The 23,688-nt window shown below is 68.5% G+C and carries 20 protein-coding genes; 12 read left to right on the forward strand and 8 right to left on the reverse strand.

From position 1 onward, the window contains the following. Window positions 1-15: 15 nt before the first annotated feature. The 3 genes from K3769_RS18695 to K3769_RS18705 all read right to left on the reverse strand — a co-directional run bounded on the left by K3769_RS18695 (window position 16) and on the right by K3769_RS18705 (window position 4,109). On the reverse strand, window positions 16-537 hold the full coding sequence (locus tag K3769_RS18695) for a mycothiol transferase (RefSeq protein WP_372514975.1): 522 nt from the start codon (window positions 535-537) through the stop codon (window positions 16-18). A 394-nt stretch (window positions 538-931) separates the two neighbouring features. Then, on the reverse strand, window positions 932-2,560 hold the full coding sequence (locus tag K3769_RS18700; RefSeq protein ID WP_267027547.1) for a tannase/feruloyl esterase family alpha/beta hydrolase: 1,629 nt from the start codon (window positions 2,558-2,560) through the stop codon (window positions 932-934). Between the two features lie 160 nt (window positions 2,561-2,720). After that, the gene (locus tag K3769_RS18705) at window positions 2,721-4,109 is read right to left on the reverse strand and encodes an MFS transporter (RefSeq protein ID WP_267027548.1); all 1,389 of its coding nucleotides are present in this window, start codon (window positions 4,107-4,109) and stop codon (window positions 2,721-2,723) included. Window positions 4,110-4,252: 143 nt separating this feature from the next. Between K3769_RS18705 and K3769_RS18710 the strand changes: the two genes are divergently transcribed. Then, window positions 4,253-6,055 carry a helix-turn-helix domain-containing protein gene (locus tag K3769_RS18710; protein WP_267027549.1) on the forward strand — a complete coding sequence of 601 codons (1,803 nt, stop codon included), beginning with the start codon at window positions 4,253-4,255 and terminating at the stop codon, window positions 6,053-6,055. Window positions 6,056-6,107: 52 nt separating this feature from the next. Here the strand turns inward: K3769_RS18710 and K3769_RS18715 are convergent, their stop codons facing one another. Further along, window positions 6,108-7,769: a long-chain fatty acid--CoA ligase gene (locus K3769_RS18715; RefSeq protein ID WP_267027550.1), complete on the reverse strand. Its 1,662-nt coding sequence runs from the start codon at window positions 7,767-7,769 to the stop codon at window positions 6,108-6,110. A 480-nt stretch (window positions 7,770-8,249) separates the two neighbouring features. Between K3769_RS18715 and K3769_RS18720 the strand changes: the two genes are divergently transcribed. The 6 genes from K3769_RS18720 to K3769_RS18745 all read left to right on the forward strand — a co-directional run bounded on the left by K3769_RS18720 (window position 8,250) and on the right by K3769_RS18745 (window position 15,736). Beyond that, window positions 8,250-8,678 carry an organic hydroperoxide resistance protein gene (locus tag K3769_RS18720; RefSeq protein WP_267027551.1) on the forward strand — a complete coding sequence of 143 codons (429 nt, stop codon included), beginning with the start codon at window positions 8,250-8,252 and terminating at the stop codon, window positions 8,676-8,678. 188 nt (window positions 8,679-8,866) lie between these two features. Next, a complete protein-coding gene (locus tag K3769_RS18725) occupies window positions 8,867-9,490 on the forward strand; it encodes a TetR/AcrR family transcriptional regulator (protein ID WP_267027552.1) in 624 nt (207 codons plus the stop codon). A gap of 423 nt (window positions 9,491-9,913) precedes the next feature. After that, entirely contained in the window at window positions 9,914-10,468 is a 555-nt protein-coding gene (locus tag K3769_RS18730) for an RNA polymerase sigma factor (protein ID WP_267027553.1), read from the forward strand. Then, window positions 10,465-11,103, forward strand: a complete 639-nt coding sequence (locus tag K3769_RS18735; protein WP_267027554.1) for a hypothetical protein — start codon at window positions 10,465-10,467, stop codon at window positions 11,101-11,103. The genes K3769_RS18730 and K3769_RS18735 overlap by 4 nt, the downstream gene beginning before the upstream one ends. Before the next feature lie 205 nt (window positions 11,104-11,308). Continuing rightward, the gene (locus tag K3769_RS18740) at window positions 11,309-14,482 is read left to right on the forward strand and encodes a discoidin domain-containing protein (protein ID WP_267027555.1); all 3,174 of its coding nucleotides are present in this window, start codon (window positions 11,309-11,311) and stop codon (window positions 14,480-14,482) included. Between the two features lie 459 nt (window positions 14,483-14,941). After that, window positions 14,942-15,736 carry an SDR family oxidoreductase gene (locus tag K3769_RS18745; RefSeq protein WP_267027556.1) on the forward strand — a complete coding sequence of 265 codons (795 nt, stop codon included), beginning with the start codon at window positions 14,942-14,944 and terminating at the stop codon, window positions 15,734-15,736. 130 nt (window positions 15,737-15,866) lie between these two features. On the opposite strand, the gene K3769_RS18750 is transcribed toward K3769_RS18745, so the two are convergent. Together K3769_RS18750 and K3769_RS18755 are read right to left on the reverse strand one after the other, a co-directional pair. Next, window positions 15,867-16,022 carry a hypothetical protein gene (locus tag K3769_RS18750; protein ID WP_267027557.1) on the reverse strand — a complete coding sequence of 52 codons (156 nt, stop codon included), beginning with the start codon at window positions 16,020-16,022 and terminating at the stop codon, window positions 15,867-15,869. A 244-nt stretch (window positions 16,023-16,266) separates the two neighbouring features. After that, window positions 16,267-17,172 carry an oxidoreductase gene (locus K3769_RS18755; RefSeq protein ID WP_267027558.1) on the reverse strand — a complete coding sequence of 302 codons (906 nt, stop codon included), beginning with the start codon at window positions 17,170-17,172 and terminating at the stop codon, window positions 16,267-16,269. Window positions 17,173-17,309: 137 nt separating this feature from the next. Here K3769_RS18755 and K3769_RS40920 point away from each other — a divergent pair, with 137 nt between their 5' ends. Both K3769_RS40920 and K3769_RS40925 read left to right on the forward strand, forming a co-directional pair. Continuing rightward, on the forward strand, window positions 17,310-17,666 hold the full coding sequence (locus K3769_RS40920) for a helix-turn-helix domain-containing protein (protein ID WP_308216369.1): 357 nt from the start codon (window positions 17,310-17,312) through the stop codon (window positions 17,664-17,666). Then, window positions 17,666-18,184 carry an MmyB family transcriptional regulator gene (locus K3769_RS40925; RefSeq protein WP_308216370.1) on the forward strand — a complete coding sequence of 173 codons (519 nt, stop codon included), beginning with the start codon at window positions 17,666-17,668 and terminating at the stop codon, window positions 18,182-18,184. The genes K3769_RS40920 and K3769_RS40925 overlap by 1 nt, the downstream gene beginning before the upstream one ends. A gap of 46 nt (window positions 18,185-18,230) precedes the next feature. On the opposite strand, the gene K3769_RS18765 is transcribed toward K3769_RS40925, so the two are convergent. Beyond that, window positions 18,231-19,562: an MFS transporter gene (locus K3769_RS18765; RefSeq protein ID WP_267027559.1), complete on the reverse strand. Its 1,332-nt coding sequence runs from the start codon at window positions 19,560-19,562 to the stop codon at window positions 18,231-18,233. A gap of 55 nt (window positions 19,563-19,617) precedes the next feature. Here K3769_RS18765 and K3769_RS18770 point away from each other — a divergent pair, with 55 nt between their 5' ends. After that, window positions 19,618-20,379 (forward strand): helix-turn-helix transcriptional regulator, encoded by a 762-nt coding sequence (locus K3769_RS18770; RefSeq protein ID WP_267027560.1) that lies wholly within the window; start codon window positions 19,618-19,620, stop codon window positions 20,377-20,379. 417 nt (window positions 20,380-20,796) lie between these two features. After that, window positions 20,797-22,263, forward strand: coding sequence for a non-reducing end alpha-L-arabinofuranosidase family hydrolase (locus K3769_RS18775; protein WP_267027561.1), 1,467 nt, complete (start codon window positions 20,797-20,799; stop codon window positions 22,261-22,263). A 67-nt stretch (window positions 22,264-22,330) separates the two neighbouring features. Here the strand turns inward: K3769_RS18775 and K3769_RS18780 are convergent, their stop codons facing one another. Further along, window positions 22,331-23,173, reverse strand: a complete 843-nt coding sequence (locus K3769_RS18780) for an enoyl-CoA hydratase/isomerase family protein (RefSeq protein WP_267027562.1) — start codon at window positions 23,171-23,173, stop codon at window positions 22,331-22,333. A gap of 116 nt (window positions 23,174-23,289) precedes the next feature. Between K3769_RS18780 and K3769_RS18785 the strand changes: the two genes are divergently transcribed. Then, window positions 23,290-23,682: a winged helix-turn-helix transcriptional regulator gene (locus K3769_RS18785; protein WP_267027563.1), complete on the forward strand. Its 393-nt coding sequence runs from the start codon at window positions 23,290-23,292 to the stop codon at window positions 23,680-23,682. Window positions 23,683-23,688: the final 6 nt, after the last annotated feature.

Consider the following 23,688-nt stretch of genomic DNA (forward strand, 5'->3'; position numbering starts at 1 on the left):
TCGGAACGGCGCCTCTCAGGTCAGGACCAGCCAGCGGCGGCCGTCAATCAGCTCCCGGGCTGCGTCGAGGTGGCCTGCGTGGCACGCCGTCTCGGTGATGACATGCAGCAGGACGTCGCGCAGCGTGTGCAAGTGCGGTTCACCGAACAGGTCGTGGGGCCACCAGGCCAGTGCGGCATCGGCAGGGGCGGCGGTGATGACAGCATCGGCGAGTTCCGCTTCTCGCCGATACCGGTCGAGTACGTCCACGGCCGGCACCTCCGGGTCCACCTTCCACGCTTCGTCGCCGCTCGTCAGACCGTGGATGACTGCCTGGTCCCCGGCGATGACCGCGCGGAACCAGAACCGCTCCACATCGAGCGCAAGGTGCTGGACCAGCCCCAGGCAGTCCCATCCCGAAGGCAGCACGGGCCGTCGAAGGTCCGCCGGGTCGAGCCCGTCAAGGATGCCCAGAACGTGGCGTCGTTGCCCGTGCAGGCTGCGAAGAAGTGCCGTTACTTCACTGCCTGGAGTGGTATCGCTCAAGATTTCGGTCACGATTATCCAGGGTCCCTGAATCTCTGCGCTCGCGCAGGGAGTTACTCCACATCCGGGCACGCACCCGACCAAGGGTCGGCGGGACCGGGAAGCAGGCAACCAGTGGAGTCACCTCGCGCTCCAGGAACATGTCTCGAGGGAGGGCGCCCCCGCAGACCGGGCGCCCTGCCTTCGCGGAGTCGGCAGCGTGGCATCAGCGTGCTCGGACCGGCCGGGTGATCAACTCGTTGACATCCACATCCGCCGGCTCTCCGATGGCGTAGGAGATCGCGCGGGCGATCGCATCCGGCGAGATGGCGGCCTCGCGCCCGTGCTCGGCCACCGCGGCGTCGACGAACGCTACGACGTCCGCGCGGTCGGTGACCCGGAACTCGACCTCCCGCCGCGGACACCGTCAGCGCGTGCAGACGAAGCTCGACGCGCTGTCCGGATCACCCGTCCGGTACATGGGCCAGTCCGGATATACGCACAGTGGGCGTGTGCGGTGGTGGTTTTGGTCGGTCACTACCGGATGGGCGGGGGCCTGTCCCTTGTCCACCCATCGTTCGAGTGCGGATAGGGAGTCCCAGCCTGCGGCGAACGCCGGCGTGCCGAAGTTCGCGTGGTTGGCTCCGGGCACGAGGTAGTACCGGATGAAGGTGCGGGCCGCGTCGGGGCCCGACAGGTCGCGCACTCGTCTGTAGTAGTCGCTCGTGGAGCGGTGGGAGACCAGTTCGTCCGCTGCGCCATGGAGCAGCAGCAGTTTGCCGCCTGCCTGGGCGAACGGGCGGAGATCCACGTTGTTGCGGTCCTGGATCGTGGACAAGTGGCTGATGCGGTCGAGCCACTTCCCGGGACGCCTGGGATCGATGTCGAGGGCGTTGTGGTGCGGGTCCCGGGTCAGGAAGTACTTGACCCATTGGTCCCAGTACTGCATTCCGTAGCCGCTCGTCACGGGCATGGGATCGGCCGGGGCCGTGACGCCGAAGCCGAGGAACGGAGTCCTCATGTCGGCACCCGAAAGGAACGGGAAACCCGGGTACTGGGTCTCGCCGCTGGCGATTCGATACGGCCATCTGAACGGGGAGGACATGGCGGTCACGGACTCGATCTGAGGGACCGACAGACAACTCGGGCCGGTGTCGGCACCGCGCGGGCAGCGAAGGGTGTGCGGATCGAAGTGACAAGCGGCCGGGTGGGAGATGACGCCGTCCTTGACCCCGTCCACGTCGTCGCAAGTGTGCATGACGCTGTCGTAGAGGAGTGTCTGCTTCACGGGCCCCGGGAAGGCGTTGGGCCGGGACAGGACGTGTGCGAGGTACCCCAGGCCCAGGACCTCGCTGAGGTTGTTCCAGGCCGGATAGGCGGAGATCACGCCGTTGAAGGCCTTCGGCCATCGTTGAGCGACGACGAGAGCCTCGCGACCGCCCGTGGAACCTCCGGCGAAGTAGACGGCGGCAGGATTCGCCCGGTAGGCCCGCCGGATGAGGAACACACTCGCGTCCCGTGTCTTCTTGAGTGCGTCACCGGCGGCGAAGTTGGCCAACGCTTCGTCGTTCACGCCGAATGACCCGTCCAACGACGGAACGGCTTCCGGGCTCTCCTGGTGGCCGGAGTCACCGGCGAATGTCGCATATCGGCGGGCCAGGGGCGCCGGCTTGTCGGTGGGACCGAACGGCACGTTCTGCCGCAGGTCGGGGATGGTGCCGTTGTAGCCGCCGCCACCGAACATGAGCGCCTTGCGGTTCCAGCCGTAGGGCAGGGCGAGTTTCGTCTTGATGTCGGGCGCCGACGCGTCGACGGGGTGGATGGCGAGGCCGACCTGGCAGTACTTGACCGTCTCGCCGCTGACCAGGCTGGTCATGACCGCTGTGGAAACGACGCGACCGCCGTTCGTCGGCAGGGTCATGGCCGATGCCGGGATCTTCGTCCCTTCCAGCGCGGCGCATCGCGGCACGGTCGTCGAGTGGGTGACCTCAGCCGTGGTCGTCGCGATATCGGGTGCGGTTCCCGGGCCGTGGAGCACGCCCACCAGGACGCTCATGGCCGCAAACGCGGCGATGCGACAAGTCCGCTTACCTCTTGCCGTTGGTCTCCTCACGTGGGCCTCTTCCTGAATCGTGTGGGCACGAGGTGGGGTTGTCCTCCGTGGTGTGCCGGCCGCCGTTCCACAGGCTGTTCGTCTCCCGCCGGCCTGCGGGACATCAGCGGTAGAGGTGTGCGCCCGGGACGGCGGCGGGGTCGTCGCGGACTTCGGCGGGGTTCGTCTCGGGCAGGAACCATGCGCTGGCGAAGGTGATCAGGCCCATGAGCATGATGTAGAAGGCGACCGGCAGGGTGCTGTCGGTCCTCGCGATGAGTGCCGTCATGAGGAAGGGCGTGCCACCGCTGACGATGATGGCGGAGAGCTGGTAGGCCAGCGAGGCGCCCGAGTAGCGCACGCCGGGCGCGAAGAGCTCTCCGAGGAAGCTCGCGATCGGGCCGTAGGTGAGGCACTGGAACACGAAGCCCACCACCACCGCGACAAAGATCAGCGGCAGCGACGCGGTGTCGACGAGCCAGAAGTACGGGAAGGCCCATACGGCGACGCCCAGTCCGCCGACCAGGATCAGTGGCCGACGGCCTACCTTGTCGGACATGTACCCCGACCATGGGAGGGTCGCGAGCATGGCCACGGCGCTGATCAGCACAACCGTCAGCAGGGGGTTGCGTTCGAGTCCGAGAGTGCCGGTGCCGTAGCTCAGCAGTCCCGAAATGCTTACGTAGAAAAGGCTGTTGGTGGCTGACAGGAGACCGCAGCCCAGAAGGATGGTCTTCCACCTGTCGCGGAGCACCTGTGCCAGCGGAGTGCGGACCACTCCCCTCTCCGGCCGTGACACCTCCTGCTGCAGTTCACGGAACTCCGGTGTGTCCTCCACCTTGGTCTGGATGTAGAGAATCACCAGGAACATCACGACGCTGACCAGGAAGGGGATGCGCCAGCCCCAGCTGAGGAAGTCGTCATCCGGCATCAGGGCGCCGGCGGTCACGAAGATGAGGTTGGAGATGATCACGGCGACCGGGACGCTGGTCTGGCCGAAAGTCCCCGCGAAGCCCCGTCGTTTGGGACTGGCGGACTCGGTGAGGAGGAGCATGATGCCTCCCCATTGACCGCCGGCCGCGAGTCCCTGGACGAAGCGCAGGGTGACCAGCAGCGCCGGGGCCAGTGTGCCGACGGCCGATGCGCTGGGGAGGCAGCCGATCAGGAAGGTCGCGGCTCCCATGAGCGCCAGACAGGTCACGACGACGGGCTTGCGTCCGTATCGGTCACCGAGATGTCCGGCGAGCACCCCGCCGATGGGACGCGCCACGAAGCCCGCCCAGAAAGTGCTGAAGGCGAGAAGGGTCCCCATCAGAGCCGATGAGTGCGGAAAGAACACTTTGGGGAACACCAGTGCCGCCGCGGTGCCGTAGAGGAAGAAGTCGTACCACTCCAGTGAGCTGGCGACGAGCCCGGCGGCCTGCAGCTTGCGCGAGGCATGGCGCGCCGTGGTGGATTCGCCGCCGCCGAGCCGGCCGGATGGTCCTTCGGGTTGGACGAGCGGGGTTGCCATACATGCCGCCTTCGTCGAGAGCACAGCAGGGTGATGGCGGTGACATTAGGGCGCCGCTACCCTTTGGTTGAGGTGTACATCACACACACCTCGCGTCGACCCGGTGGAGCTTTCTCCTACCCGGCAGTGGAAAGGGCGGCTCTGTGGTCAGCGACCCGGGCAGTGGGACGGAGACGTACTCGCTCGTGCGCCGACAGCGCGAGCTGGCGTCGTTGTACGCGACCGCCAAATCACTCACCGCACTGGGCGAACTCGACGCGGTACTGCAGTCGATCGTCCACCACGCCCATGACCTGATCAACACGGACTTCACCTACCTTTCGCTGGTGGGCGGGGACGGCAGGCTGTCGGCCCGGGCTTCACAGGGGACGATCTCCGCCTCGTTCCTCGCGGCCTGCATACCCGCCGACGTGGGCCTCGGTGGGAAGGTGCTGGCCTCGCGGAGTCCGCACTGGGTTCGCGACTACGCCGCCACGACGCTGATCCACCACGACCCGGACTTCGACCGCCTGGTCGACGCCGAGGGACTTGTCGCGCTGCTCGGTGTGCCTCTGGTCATACGAGGTGAGGCGGTGGGCGCCCTCTTCGCCGCGGAGCGCTCCGAACGGTCCTTCCAGGCCGACGAGATCGCCCTGTTGAGCGCGTTCGCGGATCACGCCGCGGTCGCCCTGGACAATGCCCGTCTCTATGAGGCGAGCCGGACCGCCCTGCGGGAGCTGCAGATCGCGTACCGGAAGATCGAGGAGCATGTGGCCGTCATGGAGCAGGCGCAGGCCATTCACGAAGCGCTGACCGGTGCCGTGTTGGGGGGCGGGACGACCGGCGACGTGGCACAGCTGCTCGCCGATCAGCTGGGGGGAGGTGTGTCACTCCTCGACAGGGCCGGCGTGACTCTCATCCGCCGGGACTCGACGTCGAGTCCGTGCCGGACCCCGTCCCCGGTCGACCTGGCCGATGCCGTGGAGAAGGCGAACCGCTCGGGCCGCTGCACCCACCTGGCCGACACCGCCGGAGTCGCCCACAGTGTGGCTTCGATCCAGGCAGGCGACAGCCACCTGGGCGCACTGGCGTGGAGCCGGACGGAGGTCGCCGACGACGGCGGCCCGGACGACATGGATCTGCACACCCTTGAGCGGGCCACCCACATCCTGGGGCTGCTCATCCTCAAGGAACGGGCCGTCACCGAAGCGAGCGAGCGACTGAGCGGGGAGCTGCTGACCGAGCTCATGGTCGGCAGCCCCGGGATCAGCCCTGCCCAGCGGGCCCGCACGCAGGCCCGCGGCATCGACGTCGACCGCCTCGGCCTGCTCCTCGTCGCCGACTCGCCCACGGTGTCGTCGATCGACCTCTCGCGCCATCTGCACGACATCGCCCGGGACCACTCCGGGCTGGCCGGCGAGCACCTGGGCAGGGCCACACTGATCCTGCCCAGTGCCGATGACGACCGGACCGTCGAGGAGGTCCACCAGCAGCTGCGTCGCACGCTGGCAGGCCCCGTCGTCGTCATCGGAGAACGGGTGGTGCATCACGACTGGGCACGCGCCTTCTCCCTGGCCAGTCGCTGCGGCGCCGTGGTGCGAGGAATCGGGCATACCGACCTGGGTGCCACAACCCGTCGGTACGCCCTCTATGCCATGGCGTTCGACACCGAGCGGGTCCAGGAGCTCAACCGGTTCGTCTTCGACACCATAGGACCGCTGGTGGAGTACGACGAGCAACGCGGCACCGATCTCGTCGACACGCTCAGTGCCTACTACGCCCACCACGCCAATGTGGCGGCGACCGCACGGGCGTTGTACGTGCATGTCAATACGCTGCTCAAGCGACTGGACCGCGCCAGCAGCGTCCTCGACCTCGATTGGCGCCACGAGTACAACCTGGAACTGCAACTCGGACTGCGGCTGCACCAGCTCAGAGCGATCGCGGCTGCCCCGATGCAGCCTTGAAGGGCGCTTCCACCGAACCGAGTCCTGTCAGGCCCCGGCAGGTCGAATGCCCTCAGCCCATACGCATCGACTCCCGAAGGCTGCTCTTCGACAACTTGCCGGTACCCGTCTTGGGCAGGGCCGCCAGGAAGACGATGTCGTCGGGCAGCCACCACTTGGCGACCATCGGCGTGATGTGCTGCAAGAGCTCGTCGGCCGTGCCCCCGCTGCCCTCACGGAGCACCACGTAGGCGACGGGACGTTCCGTCCACCGCGGGTCCGGGCGGGCGATCACGGCGACTTCGGCGACGTCCGGGTGTGAGGCGATGGCGGTTTCGAGTTCCACCGAGGAGATCCACTCGCCTCCGGACTTGATCAGGTCCTTGATCCGGTCCACCAGGCGCAGGTAGCCATCGGCGTCGATGGTGGCCAGATCACCGGTGCGCAGCCAGCCGTCGTCGGTGTAGCTCTCGTCCGCTCCCACCCGGAAGTAGCCACTGGCCACCCACGGCCCCGACACCTGCAGCTCGCCGACGGCGTGGCCGTCGCGCGGCAGCTCCCGGCCCGTGTCGACGTCGACGATCCGCACGTTCACCAACGGCAGCGGCTGCCCCTGGGCGGCCCGTACTGCCACCCGCTCCTCCGGGGTCGCCTGCTCGTGCTGGGTGCGCGTACCGCCGATGGCCCCGACGGGGCTGACCTCCGTCATCCCCCAGGAATGGGTGATGGGTACCCCTAGCGCGGCGCGATAGGTCTCGGACAGCGTCGGCGGAACGGCGGACCCGCCGCCGAGCAGGAAGCGTGTGGCACTAAGGTCGTACTCCCTCAGCTGTGGAACCAGACTCGACCACACCGTGGGAACGGCACCCGCGACAGTGACCCGCTCGGTCTGCATCAACTGGAGCAGGTGAGCCGGTTCCGCCGAGTGGCCGGGCAGGACCAGGGAGGCACCCGCCATCATCGCGCCGTAGGGCAGCCCCCAGGCGTTGGCGTGGAAGAACGGCACGATCGGCATCACGACGTCGCTCTCGCGGAGGCCGATGAGACCGGCCGCCAGTGTGCCGAGACAGTGCAGGACGGTCGAACGGTGGCTGTACAGCACGCCCTTGGGCCGTCCGGTCGTACCCGACGTGTAGCACAGCCCGGAGGCCAGGTTCTCGTCCGCGAGCACGAACGTGTCCTCGAAGGAACCCGCGAACGGATCAGCACCCGAGAGCAACTCGTCGTAGTCCAGGATGCGAGGATCCGGTCGGATGTCCGTCGGACTGCCGTCGGGCAGCACCACCCAGTGCCGCACACGTGGCATCCGGTCGAGAATCGGCCGGATCCGTGGGAGCAGCCTGCGATCGACGAACACCACGTCGTCCTCGGCGTGGTTGACGATGTATTCGAGGTGCTCCGACGAGAGCCGGATGTTGATGGTGTGCAGGACTCGCTTGGTGGCCGGGACGGCGAGATAAAGCTCGAGGTGGCGTCGGTTGTTGCTGGCGAACGTGGCGACACGGGCACCGACCGGGACGTCGAGGGAGTCCAGGACGGTGGCGAGACGCCGAGCGTGCTGTACGACGTCGACATACGTGTGCCGCTCCGTGCCGGCTGTGGTGACGTGCTTGTGCGCGTAAAGCCGTTCGGCTCGCTCAAGGATGTGCGCGATGGTGAGCGGACGCGGCTGCATCAGACCGTCCATGACATCGACTGCTCCGGCGACGGTCGCGACGAGGGCCTGATCGGGCATGGGTCTTCTCTTTCCGGTCGGCAGGTCCGCCACGCGGGGCGGACACGGGATCGAGGGACGCGGGGATCTGTATGCCGCACGTCACCTTAGGTGCGATTCCGGATCGACCAGAGGTGGGAACCTCCCACTCATCCACCCGTTTCGGCGTCGGTTCCGTACACCGCGGCCGGAACAGCTACACACCGCTGGACGAAGCTGGCAGGCCTTCACTGCTTCAGCGGTAGATCGGCTTCGGCCGCTCGCGCGAAGTCACATGCCCCAGCCCCCAGTCATCCATGGCGCCACCCACACCACTCGAAGGGGGCTAGAACGTTCTGTCTTGACAGTGACCGCTTCCAGCCGTGAGACTGACATCTAGACCGAACGTTCTACCGTGCAACAGCGAATCCGTCGGCTGGAGAATCCGTCACGACGGTCACCGCAGGCGCGAGAGTGAGACAGCGGCTTGACCATGCCGCTTCCTCAACCGGGAGAGTAGAAGTGACTGACACCATTTACAGAGGCATTGCCACGTCCACCGGCGACGGCAGGGCGGGAGGACGTGCGCGGACCAATGACGGACTGCTCGACGTGACACTCGCAATCCCGAAGGAGATGGGCGGCCCCGGGGGCGCAACCAATCCCGAGCAGCTGTTCGCCGCAGGCTGGGCCTCTTGCTTCCACTCGGCCCTCAAGGCCGTAGCGGCCCAGCAGCAGATCCAGATCTCCGACTCTGCTGTCGTCGCCGAGGTGGGCGTGGAGAAGACGCCGGAGGGTGGATTCGGCCTCAACGCCGCCCTGCATGTCGAACTGGCCGGCGTCGCGCAGGAGGCAGCGGACAAGCTGGTTGAGGCAGCTCACGCCATGTGCCCGTACTCCAAGGCGACACGCGGCAACGTTCCGGTTGCCCTCGATGTCACGGTAGCGTGACGCCGGTCGGGGGGAGCGCGCTGAGCCTCCCCCGACCGAGCGGGACGCCCCACGCAAGTGCGCCGGGCCGGGGCAGAACAACGCCTGGGCGAGCCCCTGCGAAACCATCGTCCGTTACCTGCATGGGGCTCGACGTACTATAGTGGAAATCGAACGTTCTATCTCGTCGAGATCTGGTAAGGGAGCGTATGAGTCGGAGTACTGAAGGCGGCAGCGGCGTGGTATCTGAGGCGCGTACGCGGCTGCTCAACACAGCAACCCGGATCTTCTACACCGAGGGGATCCACTCCGTCGGTATCGACCGGATCGTCGCGGAGGCGCAGGTAACCCGGGCCACCTTGTATCGGCACTTCGCGAGCAAGGAAGACCTCATCCTGGCCTACCTCGCGCAGGCCGACCAGGCCATACGGGGGCAGGTCGCCGCCGCTCAGGCGAGCAGCCCGTCACCGAACGACCAGGTCCGGGCAGTGGCCCGGTCCATCACCGACGGCATCCAGTCGGCCGGCTTCCGCGGATGTGCCTTCCTCAACGCGGCGGCCGAGTACTCCGATCCCGCCCACCCGATTCACCAGATGGTCCTTGCCCACCGGCAATGGTTCCTGACCACTGTCACCGACCTGCTGGCACAAACCAGCGAGAAGACGGCCGACGCTGCGGGGCGTCACTTCATCATGCTCCGCGACGGCGCCATGGCAGCCGGTTGTCTCTTCGACCCGAAGTTGATCTCCGACACCTTCCTCCACGGCGTCGAAGGCATCCTCAAGGCCCGCACCATCCCGGAACTCACCTCCAACACCACCGCCACGCCGTAACTCCGACCGACCGGAGCCCGAACCGACGGTTCGGGCTTTGCAACGTCTGACAACACCCCTCCCCTGCCGGCTCACCCGCCCGGTCACGGTGACGCTGATCCGTGACCGAAGCCGCGCCGACGCTCGGCCCGAAAGAGTTCATGGAGAGGCCTCCGCACCCCCGCCGAATCGCCGGCGAGGGTGCTTCTGTGTGTTTGGTCCCGCCAGGTCCTGATGGATGCGTTCTGTCAGTCGGTCAGTCGGCGGACCAGCGTGCACGGAAAATTCCTCGTACAGCGCTCTTCGCCTCCCAGGCAGCCCGCCGAGGGCCTTCCTGTAACGCATTCGACTCCCTGTTCCAAGTAGAAGTGACAGCAGGACGGACAACGGGAGGTTCACACCTTGGCATCCGAGAGCAGAAGCCGGAGCGGCCCACGGGGAGAGATGTACGACCCGGTCGCCTTCGAGGCCTTCTATCGCCGCCATGTCGACGCCGTCACCCGCTTCATGGCCAGGCGGGTCACCGACCCGCACACCGTCGCCGATCTCACCGCCGAGACCTTCCTAGCGGTGATCGACTCCGCCCGTACCTACCGCCCCGACCTCGGGAGCGAGACGGCCTGGCTGTACGGCATCGCACGCAACGTGGTCGCCACGGAGGCCCGCAGGAGCGCGCGTCAGAACGTGCTCGGGGGCCGTATCGCCGGCCGTCGGTTGCTGGAGGGCGACGACATCGGGCGGCTGGAGGAGAAGCTCGACGCCGAGGAGGCAGGGCGTCGTGCGCTGGCCGCCCTGGACAGGCTCCCCGACGGCGAGCGCGCGGTGATCGAACTCGTGGCCGTCGACCAACTGAGCGTCACCGAGACCGCCGTGGCGCTGGGCATACGCAAGGTCACCGCCCGGGTGCGACTGCACCGGGCGCGCAGGGCACTGCGCTTGGCGGCGGCCGAAGTCGGCGGGCAGCAGGCAGCACTCACGTACGCAAGGGGAGAGGCATGAGCGCCAGGACGACGAAGACCTTCGAGGACCGTCTGCTCGACGAACTGAAGCGGGAGCTCGCCCTCCGGGTCGAGGATGCGCCGGTTGAGGACTCACCGGTTGTGGTGCCGTCGGTTGCGGAGCCGTCGAGCCGTCGCAGGATCACCACCCGCCGGGCGCTGGTCGCCCTTGCTGCGTGTGCCGCCGCGGTGGGGGGCGCGGTGGCGCTGCCTGCGTCGACGGGAGGGGCGCAGGCGTACGCCGTCGAGCGGCACGAGGACGGCAGTGTCACGGTGAGCCTGGAGGAGATCCTGCTGAGCCGTCAGGACAAGGAGGAGCTGACCGACAGGCTCCGGGTGGAGGGCATCCACGTGAGCGTGGACAAGCCCAGGAGCGGCTACGTCTGCGCGCACCCTCGCGGTGAGGTGTACCAGCCGCTCTGGAGCCTGACTTCCTCAGGTGACCCCTCCGGTGTGATGCCCAAGTACGAATACACACTGCGCTCGGGTGACTGGCTGGTCTTCGAGGAGCCGGAACCGGCGGGCCGGATCAGCCCTGACCCAACCGTGTACGCGGTGAAGGGAGCGGTGAAACCCTGCGCCGAGGTGCCCTGGGACGGGAAACGGCCCTTCGAGGAGGCCCCGGAATCGAAGTAGGGCCCGGGGCCCGTACGGCGCCACCGGCTGATACGGGCCCACAACGGCCCGTATCGGCCCTGACCGGCGAGCCTCAATCGCCGTCGCTCCTGTCCCCCGCGGACAGGTGCACACGTCACAGACCTTGACGCACCGCGCCGAATGGACGAAAGATTACCGCTGCCGCTTGACAACGTTGTCTGGTTCATTGAGAGAGGCGTCGATCGTGTCCCGCATACCCCCTCCCCCGGTTGCTCGACGCCGGTTCGTCCAACTCCTCGGCGTCTCCGCGGGCTTCGCCGCCCTGCCTGTGGCACTCGGACCCGCCGCCGCCCACGCCGAGGACCGTTCCGGCGCTCTCGCGGGACGAGCCGACGCACCGCCGGACGAGGTGGCGGCCGTCTACCATCGCGTCCTGCTGAACCACACCCGCTGGTCCGAGCAGCAATGGGACCAGGCACGCGGCTATTACACGGACAAGGACTTCGGTTTCGCCGTGGTCCTGGGCAACGCGGTCCTCCTGACGCACGGCGCGTACGACAGCGACCGGGCCGGTGTCGACGAGCAGACCCTGCGGACCCGGACTCTGGCGACCATCAAGCACTTCGCCGCCTCCAACCGGCTGACCGGCGGCACCCAGTGGGGCCGCAAGCTGTTCTTCGACACGACCTTCCAGTCGTACTTCGTCCTCGCCGCGCGACTCCTGTGGGACCAACTCGACGCAGTGACCCACCAGCACGTCGACACCATCGCGCGCGAACAGGCGGCCTACACGGCCGCCTTGGGCACGGGTGACGACCCGGCCTCCGGCGACTGGACCCCCCACGGGCTCTCCGGCGGCTATCAGAAGGACACCAAACTGGAGGAGATGGGCGTCTACGCCCAGTCCCTCGCCCCCGGTGCCGCCTGGGCCGCGGACGACCCCCGGCACGCCGACTGGCTGACCGCGTACGGCACTTGGTCCCGCAACGAAGCGGGGCTGCCCCAAGCGGACTTCGCCAACCCGGCCCGCGTCGACGGCGTTCCCGTCTCCGCGAACACCGCCCACAACCTGTACGACACGTTCATCGTCGAGAACCACGGATCCTTCGGCCCGCACTACCAGCAGGAGTTGTGGCGTACGTCGGGACGCAACGCCGCGCACTTCATCGCGGCCGGGCGCCCGATGCCGCAGGTACTCACCCGGCAGCCGAACGCCGACCTCCTGTGGCGCACCCTCCTCGGCGTGATGAGCGACGCAGGAGAGCCGCTGATGCCCATGGTGGCCGACCGCGAGCACCTGTACGGGCGAGACGTCATCCCACTCGCCTTCCTCGCCCAGATCGGCGGCGACCGGGCCGCGGCCCGTGCGGAGCGCTCACTGGCCGCGCGACTGGAGGCGTATCAGGCGTACCCGCCGCAGTACCGGCTGGCGAAGTTCTCGGGCGAACCGAAGTACGAGCCGGAGGCAAGGGCCGAGTTGGCCATCAGCTACCTGCTGCATGTGTGGGCGGCCGAGCAGGGGCACACGGTCCGCCCGCTGTCCGAGGCCGAGTTGTTCGCGCGGGCCGGCGGAGTCACCGACTTCGGAGCCGAGCCGGGGCTGGTCTCCCACCAGTCGGCCGGAGCCTGGGCCGGCGCCGTCTCCAAGCCCGGCTTCGTGAAGTTCGCCTGGCAACCGGCGCACGACGACTGGCTGTTCAAAATCAGCGGAACCACCCCGATGTTCCTCCCGGCCGTGTCGGGCAAGGTCGAGAGCCGTCAGGTGCGTACATACAGCCGCGTCCGTGACGGGTTCGACGGCAGCGCGACCGTGTTGCGGCTGGGTACGGAGTACGCCGGTTGGACGACTCTGCCCTCGGGCGCCGTCGTCTACGCGACCACGGGCGTCGCCGCCGGCGAGGGGCATCTGGAGGTGCACAACCTCACCATGCCAGGCGTGGCCGGACTGTCGGGCTCCCGTACCTACCGCTTCGCGGAGGGCAGCACCACGGTCACCGCGCAGGACGCCCGCCCACCGGTGCCCTCCCCGCGCGTGGACGACCTCACGTTCACGCGGACCGAGGTACGGCACCTGCGTATGACCGGGGTCCGGCCCGATCCGACGTACGGATACTCGTTGTTCGAGTTCGAGGCACGCGACGGGGCGGCCGGCACCGACCTCGCCCGGGGTGCGACGGCCACCGCCTCGTCCTTCGATCCCGGCAAGGAGCCGGCGCTGGCGGTGGACGGGAATGCGGCAAGCAGGTGGGCCGTCTCGCGGGCGGAGCGCCCCCGCGCGGACAGTTGGCTCGCCGTCGACCTCGGTGGCTCACGTTCCGTGGACCGGGTGACTCTGCGCTGGGAGGCCGCCGCGGGGCGCGCCTACCTTCTGCAGGGCTCTGTGGACGGGCGGGAGTGGACCGACCTGGTGTCCTGGCCGGTCCCCGACGTGTCGAGCCGGGGTGGCTGGCTCGACGTCGACGGCCGTGCGGGACTCGTGGTGCGGGGTTCGGAACACCGGCTGGCCGTGTACGGCGACACCGTGATCCTGGCGGACGGTCCGGCCGCCCCGCTGCTGGTCGAAGGCCTGCCCGACGCCTCCCCAGCCGCCCTGCGCGAACTGGCCGCAAGCCCCGCCCCGCACGCCACGGACGATGCCGTACGTGCCGCTGTCACCGACGGCCACCTCAGCCTGTTCAACCTCTCCGACCGGGCGATCACCACGCGGGTCGCGATCCCGCAGTCCCGGTCCCGCCTTACGTTGTTCGAGGGCCGGCAGTCGGTGGACACGGCCGGCAGCTCGTACGAGGCCGCTGTCGACGCTGCCACGGCTCAGGTCCTCGCGCCGCGTCTCTCGTTGCGCCCGCTGGCCGGCGGTCGGTTGCCGGTGGGCCTGCGCGCGGAGGTCGTCGATGCCTCGACGGTCCGGCTCAGTGGTCCGTCCTGCCGCGTGGAGGTCGTCGGCTCGAACGCCAGGGCGGTGGTCGTGGTGCGCAAGGGACGGGTCGCCACCTGCACGCTGCGCGACACGCCCGCGTATCCGCGCGACGATCTCGCTCTGGGGCGCACCGTCTTCCCCACATCGCCGCTGCCGCAGGGCATGTCGGACCCCTCCGCGGCCGTGGACGGCGATCCGGCGACGGCGTGGACCCCCGGCCCCGGCGGTCGGATGGTCGTCGACCTCGGCGCGACGCGGCGGATCCGCAGCATCAGCGTGCGGTGGACTCGAGGGCGGGTGCCGGGGGTACGCGTCGAGGTCAGCACGGACGGGCTGACGTACGCGCAGATCGGGCGGCCGGCAGGCCCGGGACGGAGCCGGCAGCTGAGCACGGACACCGAGGCACGCTACGTGGCTGTCGCCGTCGACGGCGACACCGGCTCCGGAGCGAGGGTGGGCGCGGGGGCGGGCGCGCGGCTGGTTGAACTGTCACTGCGGTAGGGGGTTGGCCCGCTTATGACGACGTCCCTCCGGTGACGGCCGCCGGTGCGTGGGGCCGACGGTTCTTCGCACTGGCAGCGGTCAGGCGGCCGAGCCGGAGTGGGGCGGCGGTGGCGCGGCGCGCGAAGGCGTTGAGCTCCGGGTACGGCTCGGGGCAGGCCGACCGGCGGCGCGACCGGCGGTTCCGCCGTGCCTGTCTCGCTTGCTTGAAGTGCACGCCAAGGCCCTAGCGTTGCGGGCATGCGGGTGACCGGTACCTCGGGAGCATCCGCCATGCAACAACCCGCACCAGAGCAGACCCTCGAAGTCTCGGCTCTCGGACTCGGCCGCATAGGCATGTGTTTGCTCTGCGGTCAGCCACCGCGACCCCGGCGAAGTCGTGATGAGTCCTCCGGCAGCTGGACCGAGCACCCGACGGGTCGACGCATCATCCCGTATGGCCAAAGAGGAAGACGGCAAGTGGTGGACAACCAATTCACAACACACGCAGAACTATTCGATCTGCGGGGAAAGCGCGCGCTCGTCACCGGTGGCACCAGAGGCATCGGAATGATGATCGCCCGTGGCCTTCTCCAGGCGGGCGCCCGAGTAGTCATCAGCTCACGCAACGCGGAAGCGTGCGTTCAGGCGCAGGAACACCTGTCCTCGTTCGGTGAGGTGCGGGCGGTCCCCGCGGACCTGTCCCGCCACGACGAGTGTCAGCGGCTGTCCGACCTCGTCACCGCCGAATCGGAGCGTCTCGACATCCTCGTTAACAACGCGGGCGCCATGTGGGACGAGCCGCTGGAGACGTTCCCGGACGCGGCCTGGGACACGGTCGTCGACCTCAATCTCAAGTCGCCGTTCTGGCTGGTCCAGGCGCTTCTGCCCGCTCTTCGCAAGGCGGGTACCGGCGACGATCCCGCGCGGATCATCAACATCGGCAGCATCGCCGCCATCCACATCCCTCATCGACCCAACTACTCGTACTCCAGCAGCAAGGCCGCGCTGCATCAGCTCACCAGGGTGCTCGCCCGGGAACTGGGTCCTCAGCATGTCACCGTGAACGCCGTGGCGCCGGGACCGTTCCCGTCGGCGATGATGGCCGAGACCCTCGACGAGCTCGGCGATGCGATCGCGGCGTCGGCCCCACTACGGCGGATCGGCCGCGACGACGACATGGCGGGTGTCGCCGTGTTCCTCGCCAGCCGGGCCGGTGCATACCTGACGGGCGCCGTGATCCCCGTCGACGGCGGCATTGCCACAACCGCGTAGAGCCGCAATGCCACCCCAGTCGGCAGGGGCGGTGGCGGCGGGGATGCCGCCGTCCACCGCCCGTGACGGCAACCAGCTTCATCATCCCCGCCGGCCTCACGGGTCGCGGCGTGGTGAGGCCCCCTGACTCTTAGAAGAAGTGCTTGCGTCCACCGACCGCGCGACCGCTGGCACCCAGGATCCACAGGACAGCGCCCACCACAATGAGGATGCTGCCGATTGTCGTGAGCAGTCCCATGCCGACAAGCAAGCCGATGAGCAGCAGAATAAGCCCAAGAATGATCATGTTAACTTCCTGTCGTCAGGTCTGACTCAGACGCGTGTGCGTATGAGCCACGGAACGGCCTAAGTTCTTCTCGCCCATGAGGTCCCCGGCTCCGATCTACACCAGGACCTCGGTGCGATAGTCCGAGTGCCCAACTACGCGGTATCCACGCACATCCTCGAAAATTTGTCTTGTCGCTTCCTTCCGCGCAGGTACGGGTGGCAGGCTGCCGGCGCGAGAAGCCCCACGGAACACAAGCACACACTCACAGGTAGCTGACCCCGGTCAGTTCTTCGGCCGCCGACCACAGCCGCTTGCCGGCGTCCGGGTCGGTCGCCTCCCGGCTGAGTCGGGCCTCGACGACCCGGCCCCGGGTCTCGAAAAGTCCTCCCGGGCCGAAGAACTGGCCGCCACGCACACCGGGCTCTGTCGCGGCCCGCAGCTGCGGCAGCGCGCCCCGCTCCACCGACTGGGTGGCCAGCAGGCCGAGCCGTGCGATCACCTGGCCGGGCCGGCCGCGGTGTTCCCAGGCGCGCGGAGTCAGGTTGGTGCGAGTGAGGCCGGGGTGGGCCAGTGCGCTGACGACGGGCGATCCTGCGGCACGCAGCCTGCGGTCCAGCTCGATGCCGAAGACCGTGGTGGCGAGCTTGGACCGGCCGTAGGCGCGTGCGGCCCGGTAGTCGCGTTCGAACATCAGGTCGTCGAAGTCGAGGTGCGCGCTCTTGTGGGTGATCGAGCTGAGACTCACCACGCGAGGTTCCGGCGCCGCGGAGATGGCTCCGAGCAACAGGCCGGTCAGCGCGAAGGGGCCCAGCATGTTCGTACCGAGTTGCAGCTCGAAGCCGTCGGCGGAGGTGCGGCGGGGGCCGAGCAGGACCACTCCGGCGTTGTTGACCAGCAGGTCCACGACCGGGTGGTCGGCGGTCAGTCCGGCGGCGAAGGCCCGTACCGAGTCGAGGGACGCCAGATCGAGCTCGCGCACCTCGACGTCACCGCCGATCCGGCGCGCGGCCTCCGCACCCGCGGCGGTGTTGCGGACGGCGAGCACGACCCGGGCGCCGTGGCGAGCCAGTTCGGTCGCGGTGACCAGCCCGAGACCCGAGTTCGCTCCGGTGACGACGGCGGTCCGGCCGTGCTGGTCGGGAATGCGGTCGGCGGTCCATGCGGCCATGCTCTGCTCCTGGAGATCGTGACTGTCATGCGGTGGAACAACGAAGCTAGGAGCAGGCCGGGCGGCTTCGGTGGTTCGCGTTTCCCTAGGTCTGTGAGACCTACCGTGGACGCCCGGTGCGGCGGCACACTTGCGGCATGACCCATCCGTACGCTCGTGAACTCGGCGAATTCCTGCGTGCCCGGCGCAACAGGCTGCGTCCCCGTGACGTCGGTCTGGAGCCCGGTGGCCGGCGCAAGGTCACCGGGCTGCGGCGGGAGGAGCTGGCGCTGCTGGCCGGGCTGAGCACCGACTACTACCAGCGGATGGAGCAGGGCAGGGAGGTACGCCCGTCCGACGGGGTCTCGACGCGCTCGCCGATGCGCTCGTCCTCGACGACGAGGAGCGCCGGCACCTGTTCACCTTGGCCCACGCCGCCCGTCGGCCCGTGCCCAGCCGGGTGGAGCGCGGCCCGGAGCGGGTTCCGGACAGTACGCGGCGGCTGCTGGGGGTGATGGACACCCCGGCGGTCGTACTCGGCAGGCACCTGGACCTGCTGGCCTGGAACACGATGGCGGAGGTCCTGCTCGGCAGCCCGGCCGGCCTTCCGCCCCACCGACTCAACATGCTCCTGCTGATGTTCGACGACACGCTGACCGTCGAGCGGAGCTGCTCCGACTGGGAGCGACAGGCCCTGGACTACATCGGCATGATGCGCTCCGCCGTCGCCGCCGACCCCACCCATCCGCGTGCCACCGCGGTCGTCGGTGAACTGAGCATCCGCAGCGCCGAGTTCCGGCGGTTGTGGGCCCGGCACGACGTGGGCGCGGCGGTCAGCGGCACCAAGACCTTCCACGTACCCGAGGTCGGCGACGTCGTCCTGGACTGGGACACCTATCCGCTGCCCGGCGCGCCCGGTTCGGTCATGCTGGTCTGGACGGCCGAGCCGGGCAGCCCCGACGCGGACAGGCTGCACCTCCTGGCATCGCTGAGCGCGACCCGCTCGACGGTCACCGGGAAGCGTTGCCGGTGAGCCATGTCTGTCCGTCGATCTCGTGACGGGCTCAGCAGTGCTGAAGCTAGCTCTGACGGGTCATGTGGTCGGGGTGGGTGGAGGTGACGTCGTAGTGCCAGAACGGCCGGACGAGCAGCGCTCCGCCGAGGACGAGGACGAGGCAGAGCAGTGAACTGCCGCTCCACGCGAGGCCGAGGCCGGTGACTGAGGCCATCGCACCGGCACGCAGGTCACCTAGGCGGGGTCCGCCCGCGACGACGACGGTGAAGACACCCTGCATACGACCGCGCAGGGCATCGGGTGTGTAGGTCTGCAGGATCGTCTGGCGGTAGACCGCGCTGACCAGGTCCGCCGCCCCGGCCGCGGCCAGCAGGAGTACGGCGGCCAGGAGATGGTGGACCGTACCCGCGAGAGTGACGGCCGCCGACCAGACGGCGACCGCGAGAGCCAGCGCCCGCCCCTGCCGGCGTACCCGGCCGATCCATCCGCTGAAGAGTCCGGCGGTGACCGAGCCGATCGCGATGGCCGAGTACAGCAGGCCCGCTCCGCCGTGGAACCGCAGCTCTGCGGCTTCCGGGAAAAGGGCGGTCGGCATGGCCAGGGTCATGGCCGCGATGTCGACGGCGAAGGACATCCACAGCACGGGGGCCGCCGCGATGAAGCGCAGCCCGTCCAGGACCGGACGCAGCCCGCCGGCACGGATCGGCGTACCGGTCGGCTTGACCGGAGGGAGGCGGAAGGCGGAGTACAGCAGGAGGGAGAACAGCAGGGCATCGGCGCCGTAGGCCCAGCAGTAGCCGTTCGGCAGGGAGATCAGGGCTCCTGCCACGAGCGGTCCGACGACCTGCCCGACGTTGCCGGCGGTGAAGTACAAAGTGTTCGCGGCGGGCACCAGGTGGGTGGGGACGACCCGCGGGATGATGGCGCCGCGGGCCGCGGACGACATGGCGAACGCACCGGCCTGGACGGCCACGAGAACCAGGATCAGTGGTACCGATCGCAGTGCCGCGACCGCCTGGAACAACAGCGCCAATGTCGTCCCCCAGGTGACGAACGCCGACGCCAGGTACAGCACGCGGCGGTCGAACCGGTCCGCGACGACACCTCCGTACAGCCCGAAGACCACCAGCGGTACGAGTCCGGCCAGTCCCGTCAGGCCCACGGACAGGGACGACCGGGACAGCGCGTAGACCTGCACGGGAATGGTGACTCCCGTGACCATGGTCCCGATGTACGCCGCGCTCTGCCCGATCAGCAGGCGTCGGAAGACGGGATGCGCCAGAGGACGGATGTCGAGCGCCGCGCCGCGCAGACCTGAGGTGACTCGTGTTTTCAGCGGGTGAGGGGCGACGGAAGGCGGGCGGTCGGAGGGCGGGGTCTGCGGCGTCCTGGGCATGGTGGCCACGCTCGCAGGGCCGTACGGTGTGCCGCTTCCGTTATTCTGCCGTCGTATGTCGGAAAACAGCCAGGCAACGGAGATGGACAGGGAGCCCAGGGATTCCACCCACGCACATCTCGCGGGTGAGGTCATCGGGCGGCATCAGCACGGCTATCACCAACTCCTGTACGTCAGCTCCGGTGTCCTGGCGGTCCAGACGGGCGAGGCGTCCTGGGTGGCGTCCAACGCCCGCGCCATGTGGATCCCCGCGGGGACCTGGCACCAGCACCGGGTGCACGGACACAGTTCCGTGCACACCCTCGGATTCCCCGTCGATGACGTCCTGCTCGACTCCGGGACGCCGACCGTCGTGGCCGCGGACGCCCTGGTACGCGAACTGATCATCGCGTGCAGTGAACCGTCGCTCCCCGCAGCCGAGGCGAACCACCTCCGCGCCGTCCTGCGGGACCGGCTGCGGCGCGCGCTCATCGAGCCGTTGGCGCTGCCCACCCCCGGCAACCCGCTCCTGCGGCAGGCCTGTGCGCTGGTGACCGACGATCTGCAACACCCGCGCTCCGCAGTCTGGTTGGCGCAGCGCATCGGGGTGAGCGAGCGCACCCTGGCCCGGCTGTTCAGGACCGAACTGGGCATGACGTACCCGCAGTGGAGGACCAATGTGCGGGTCTTCCACGCCATGGTGCTGCTTGCGGAAGGGGCGAACGTCAGCGAGGCGGGACGGCGCTGCGGGTGGGCGACGACCAGCGCGTTCATCGACACGTTCAGCCGCACCATGGGACAGACGCCGGGAACTTACCGCACCGAATCCGGCGCGTGAGGCGCGGAGCCAGGGCAGTACCCCTGGCCGCTTACTACTTGTTCGACATTTCGAACTTCGGTCGACCCTCGGGAAGAGGTTGAGGGATTGGTGGCGGGTAGTCAATACTGCAACAGGAAAGTTTCCTCTTCTGGCCCGAAACATTCGATCCCCTGTTGTGTCGGACAGCGAACCGCGTCGCCTGACCATCGGAGCGCCCGCGATGGGCGAGGCCGCATGCCACGCCCTGAGTGGCGAGCGACTGTTTGCAGACATGTACGCGCCAAGCCTTGACCGCGGGGCCACGCGTTCCTAGCTTGTGGCGTCGAAGAACCCGGGAATTCTTCGAAAGTTTCGACACCGCTCTTGCCCCGGCACCGGCAGGGCTGCCACCCGGATCGTCCGCGTCACCCCGCCCCACCCCAAGGAGGCTCTCCGATGTGGTTCCGCCACCCGTCCCCGGTCCGCCCAAGACGCCTGCTCGCCGTTCTTGCGCCCCTGCTGCTCGTGGCCGCCTACCTCGGTGTCCAGCCCGCCAGCGCGGCGACCGTAGACCCCAACGCCTCGTATGTGCTGGTCAACCGCAACAGCGGCAAGGCTCTGGACGTGTACAACATGGCGACCACCGACGGCGCCCGCATCACCCAGTGGGCCAGAAATGATCAAGCCCAGCAGCAGTGGCAGTTCGTCGACTCCGGAGACGGCTACTACCGCATCAAGTCCCGCCACTCCGGCAAGGTGCTGGACCTCTACAACTGGTCCACCGCGAACGGCGGCTCGATCGTCCAGTGGGCCGACCTGAACAGCGCCAACCAGCAGTGGCGACTGGCCGACAGTTCGGACGGCTACGTGCGGCTCATCTCGCGCCACAGCAACAAGGCCCTCGAAGTGCAGGGCGCCTCCACAGCCGACAACGCGAACATCGTCCAGTACGACGACTGGGGTGGCACCAACCAGCAGTGGCAACTCGTCAAGGTCGGCGCCGACACCCCTGGCCAGTGCGATCTCCCGTCGACATACCGTTGGACATCGACGGGCGCGCTGGCACAGCCCAAGTCCGGGTGGGTCTCGCTCAAGGACTTCACCGTCGTCCCCTACAACGGGCGGCAACTCGTCTATGCGACGACGCACGACACGGGAACGACTTGGGGTTCGATGAACTTCGGCCTGTTCACCAACTGGTCGGACATGGCCTCGGCCGGCCAGAACGGGATGTCGACCCCCACCGTCGCTCCCACGCTCTTCTACTTCGCGCCGAAGAACCTCTGGGTGCTCACCTACCAGTGGGGCGCGACCGCCTTCTCCTACCGCACGTCGAGCGACCCCACCAACCCGAATGGCTGGTCGTCGCCGCAGGTGCTCTTCTCCGGAAGCATCTCCGGCTCCGGAACCGGTCCCATCGACCAGACGGTCATCGGTGACGGGACCAACATGTACCTGTTCTTCGCCGGTGACAACGGCAAGATCTACCGGGCCAGTATGCCGATCGGGAACTTCCCGGGCAGCTTCGGCACGACTTCCACCGTGGTCATGAGCGATACGACGAACAACCTGTTCGAAGCCCCTCAGGTCTACAAACTGCAGGGCCAGAACCGCTACCTCATGATCGTCGAGGCCATCGGCGCACAGGGCCGCTACTTCCGCTCGTTCACGGCCACCAGCCTGAACGGCTCATGGACACCCCAGGCCGCGACCGAGAGCAACCCCTTCGCGGGCAAGGCCAACAGCGGCGCCACCTGGACCAATGACATCAGCCACGGCGAGCTGATCCGCACGAGCGCCGACCAGACCATGACCGTCGATCCCTGCAATCTGCAACTGCTCTACCAGGGCCGCAGCCCCAACTCCGGCGGCGACTACGGCCTCCTGCCCTACCGTCCGGGTCTGCTGACACTGCAGCGCTGACGGCTCAGGACGGTCCGGCTCCGGTACGGGACCGGCGGGGCGGGCTCGGCGGAAGGCCGAGCCCGCCCTACGCCTGCTGTGCTGCCACCGAGCGCAGCAGGCCCTCCAGGTCTCGCTCTCCCCCTACGGTCTGCGCGCCCCGACGCGTGGCGCCCGCCATCAACTGCCGCGCGGCCGGGCGTTCCACCAGCTCCGCCCAGGCCAGGTGCTCGGTGCGGAAGCCGGCCGCGTGGTCCTGCGGCGGCAGGGCGCGTTTGGCCGCCGTGACCACCCCGTCGGCCAGGGCGGCGATCCGGTGCGCGACCTGGTGCACGAACGCGTCGAGGTCGGCGGCGGGGACGGCCCGGTTGATCCACCCGTAGGCGGCGGCCGTGGTGGCGTCGATGCGTTCACCGGTCAGGACGAGCTCGAGGGCGCGGTTGCGGCCGACCTTTTCGAGCAGGTACTGGGTGGCGCCGCCGCCGGGTGTGATCCCCATGAGGGCCTCGATCTGGCCCAGGCCGGCGGTCTCGGTGGCGGCGAAGGCCAAGTCCGCGGCGGCGACGAACTCCGCGCCCCCGCCGCGCGCCGTCCCCGCGAGTTTGACGACGGTCACCTGGGGCTGGGTCCGCAGGAGTTCGCTGACGGACTGGAACACGTTGAGCCCGGCGGGGGCCGAGGCCGCGAGGTCGGCGAACACGTCCGCCTGCGCGAGGATGTCCATGTCGACGTGCGCGATGAGGAACTCCGGGATCCCGCTCTGGACGACGATCACCTTCACCGTCGTCTCGGAGCGCAGGCCGGTGAGCAGGTCCCGCAGCTCGCGCATCATGGTCGCGCTCAGCGCGTTCACGGGCGGGTTGTCCAGAGTGATGGTGAGGACGCCGCCGTCCAGGTCGGTGTGCAGGGTGCTGAACCCGTCGAGTGGCATGGTTACGAATCCGTTCTGAGCTGGGTCGGTATCTCTTGCATACCTAGATTCGGTGGCGGGCCTACAGTGGTCAAGAACGCACTTCGCAGTCACCAGGGATCCTTGAGGACACCGCCATGCCGACCCCCGCGCACCACGTCGACCCCTTCGCCGCCGACCCCGAGTTCGTCTTCGCGCCCGACTGCCCCAGCCGTCCCGTCCTCGATCAGATCGCCGACAAGTGGTCGATGATGGCGATGGCCGTGCTGGTGCGTCCGACCCGGTTCAACGAGATCAAACGGCGGCTCGACGGAGTGACGCAGCGCGTGCTGACCCAGACGTTGCGCCGACTCGAACGCAACGGGATGGTTCGGCGGACGGTCCTTCCGACGTCACCGGTGGGCGTGGAGTACTCACTGACCCCGCTCGGCGAGTCGCTGCGCGAACCATTCCTGCACCTCTACGCCTGGACCGTCGAGCACAGTGCCCAAGTCCGCACCAGCCAGGCCGAGTTCGACGCGCGCCGGTGACCCGCA

Origin of the sequence: Streptomyces ortus (assembly GCF_026341275.1) — a bacterium.
GTDB classification, from domain to species: domain Bacteria; phylum Actinomycetota; class Actinomycetes; order Streptomycetales; family Streptomycetaceae; genus Streptomyces; species Streptomyces ortus.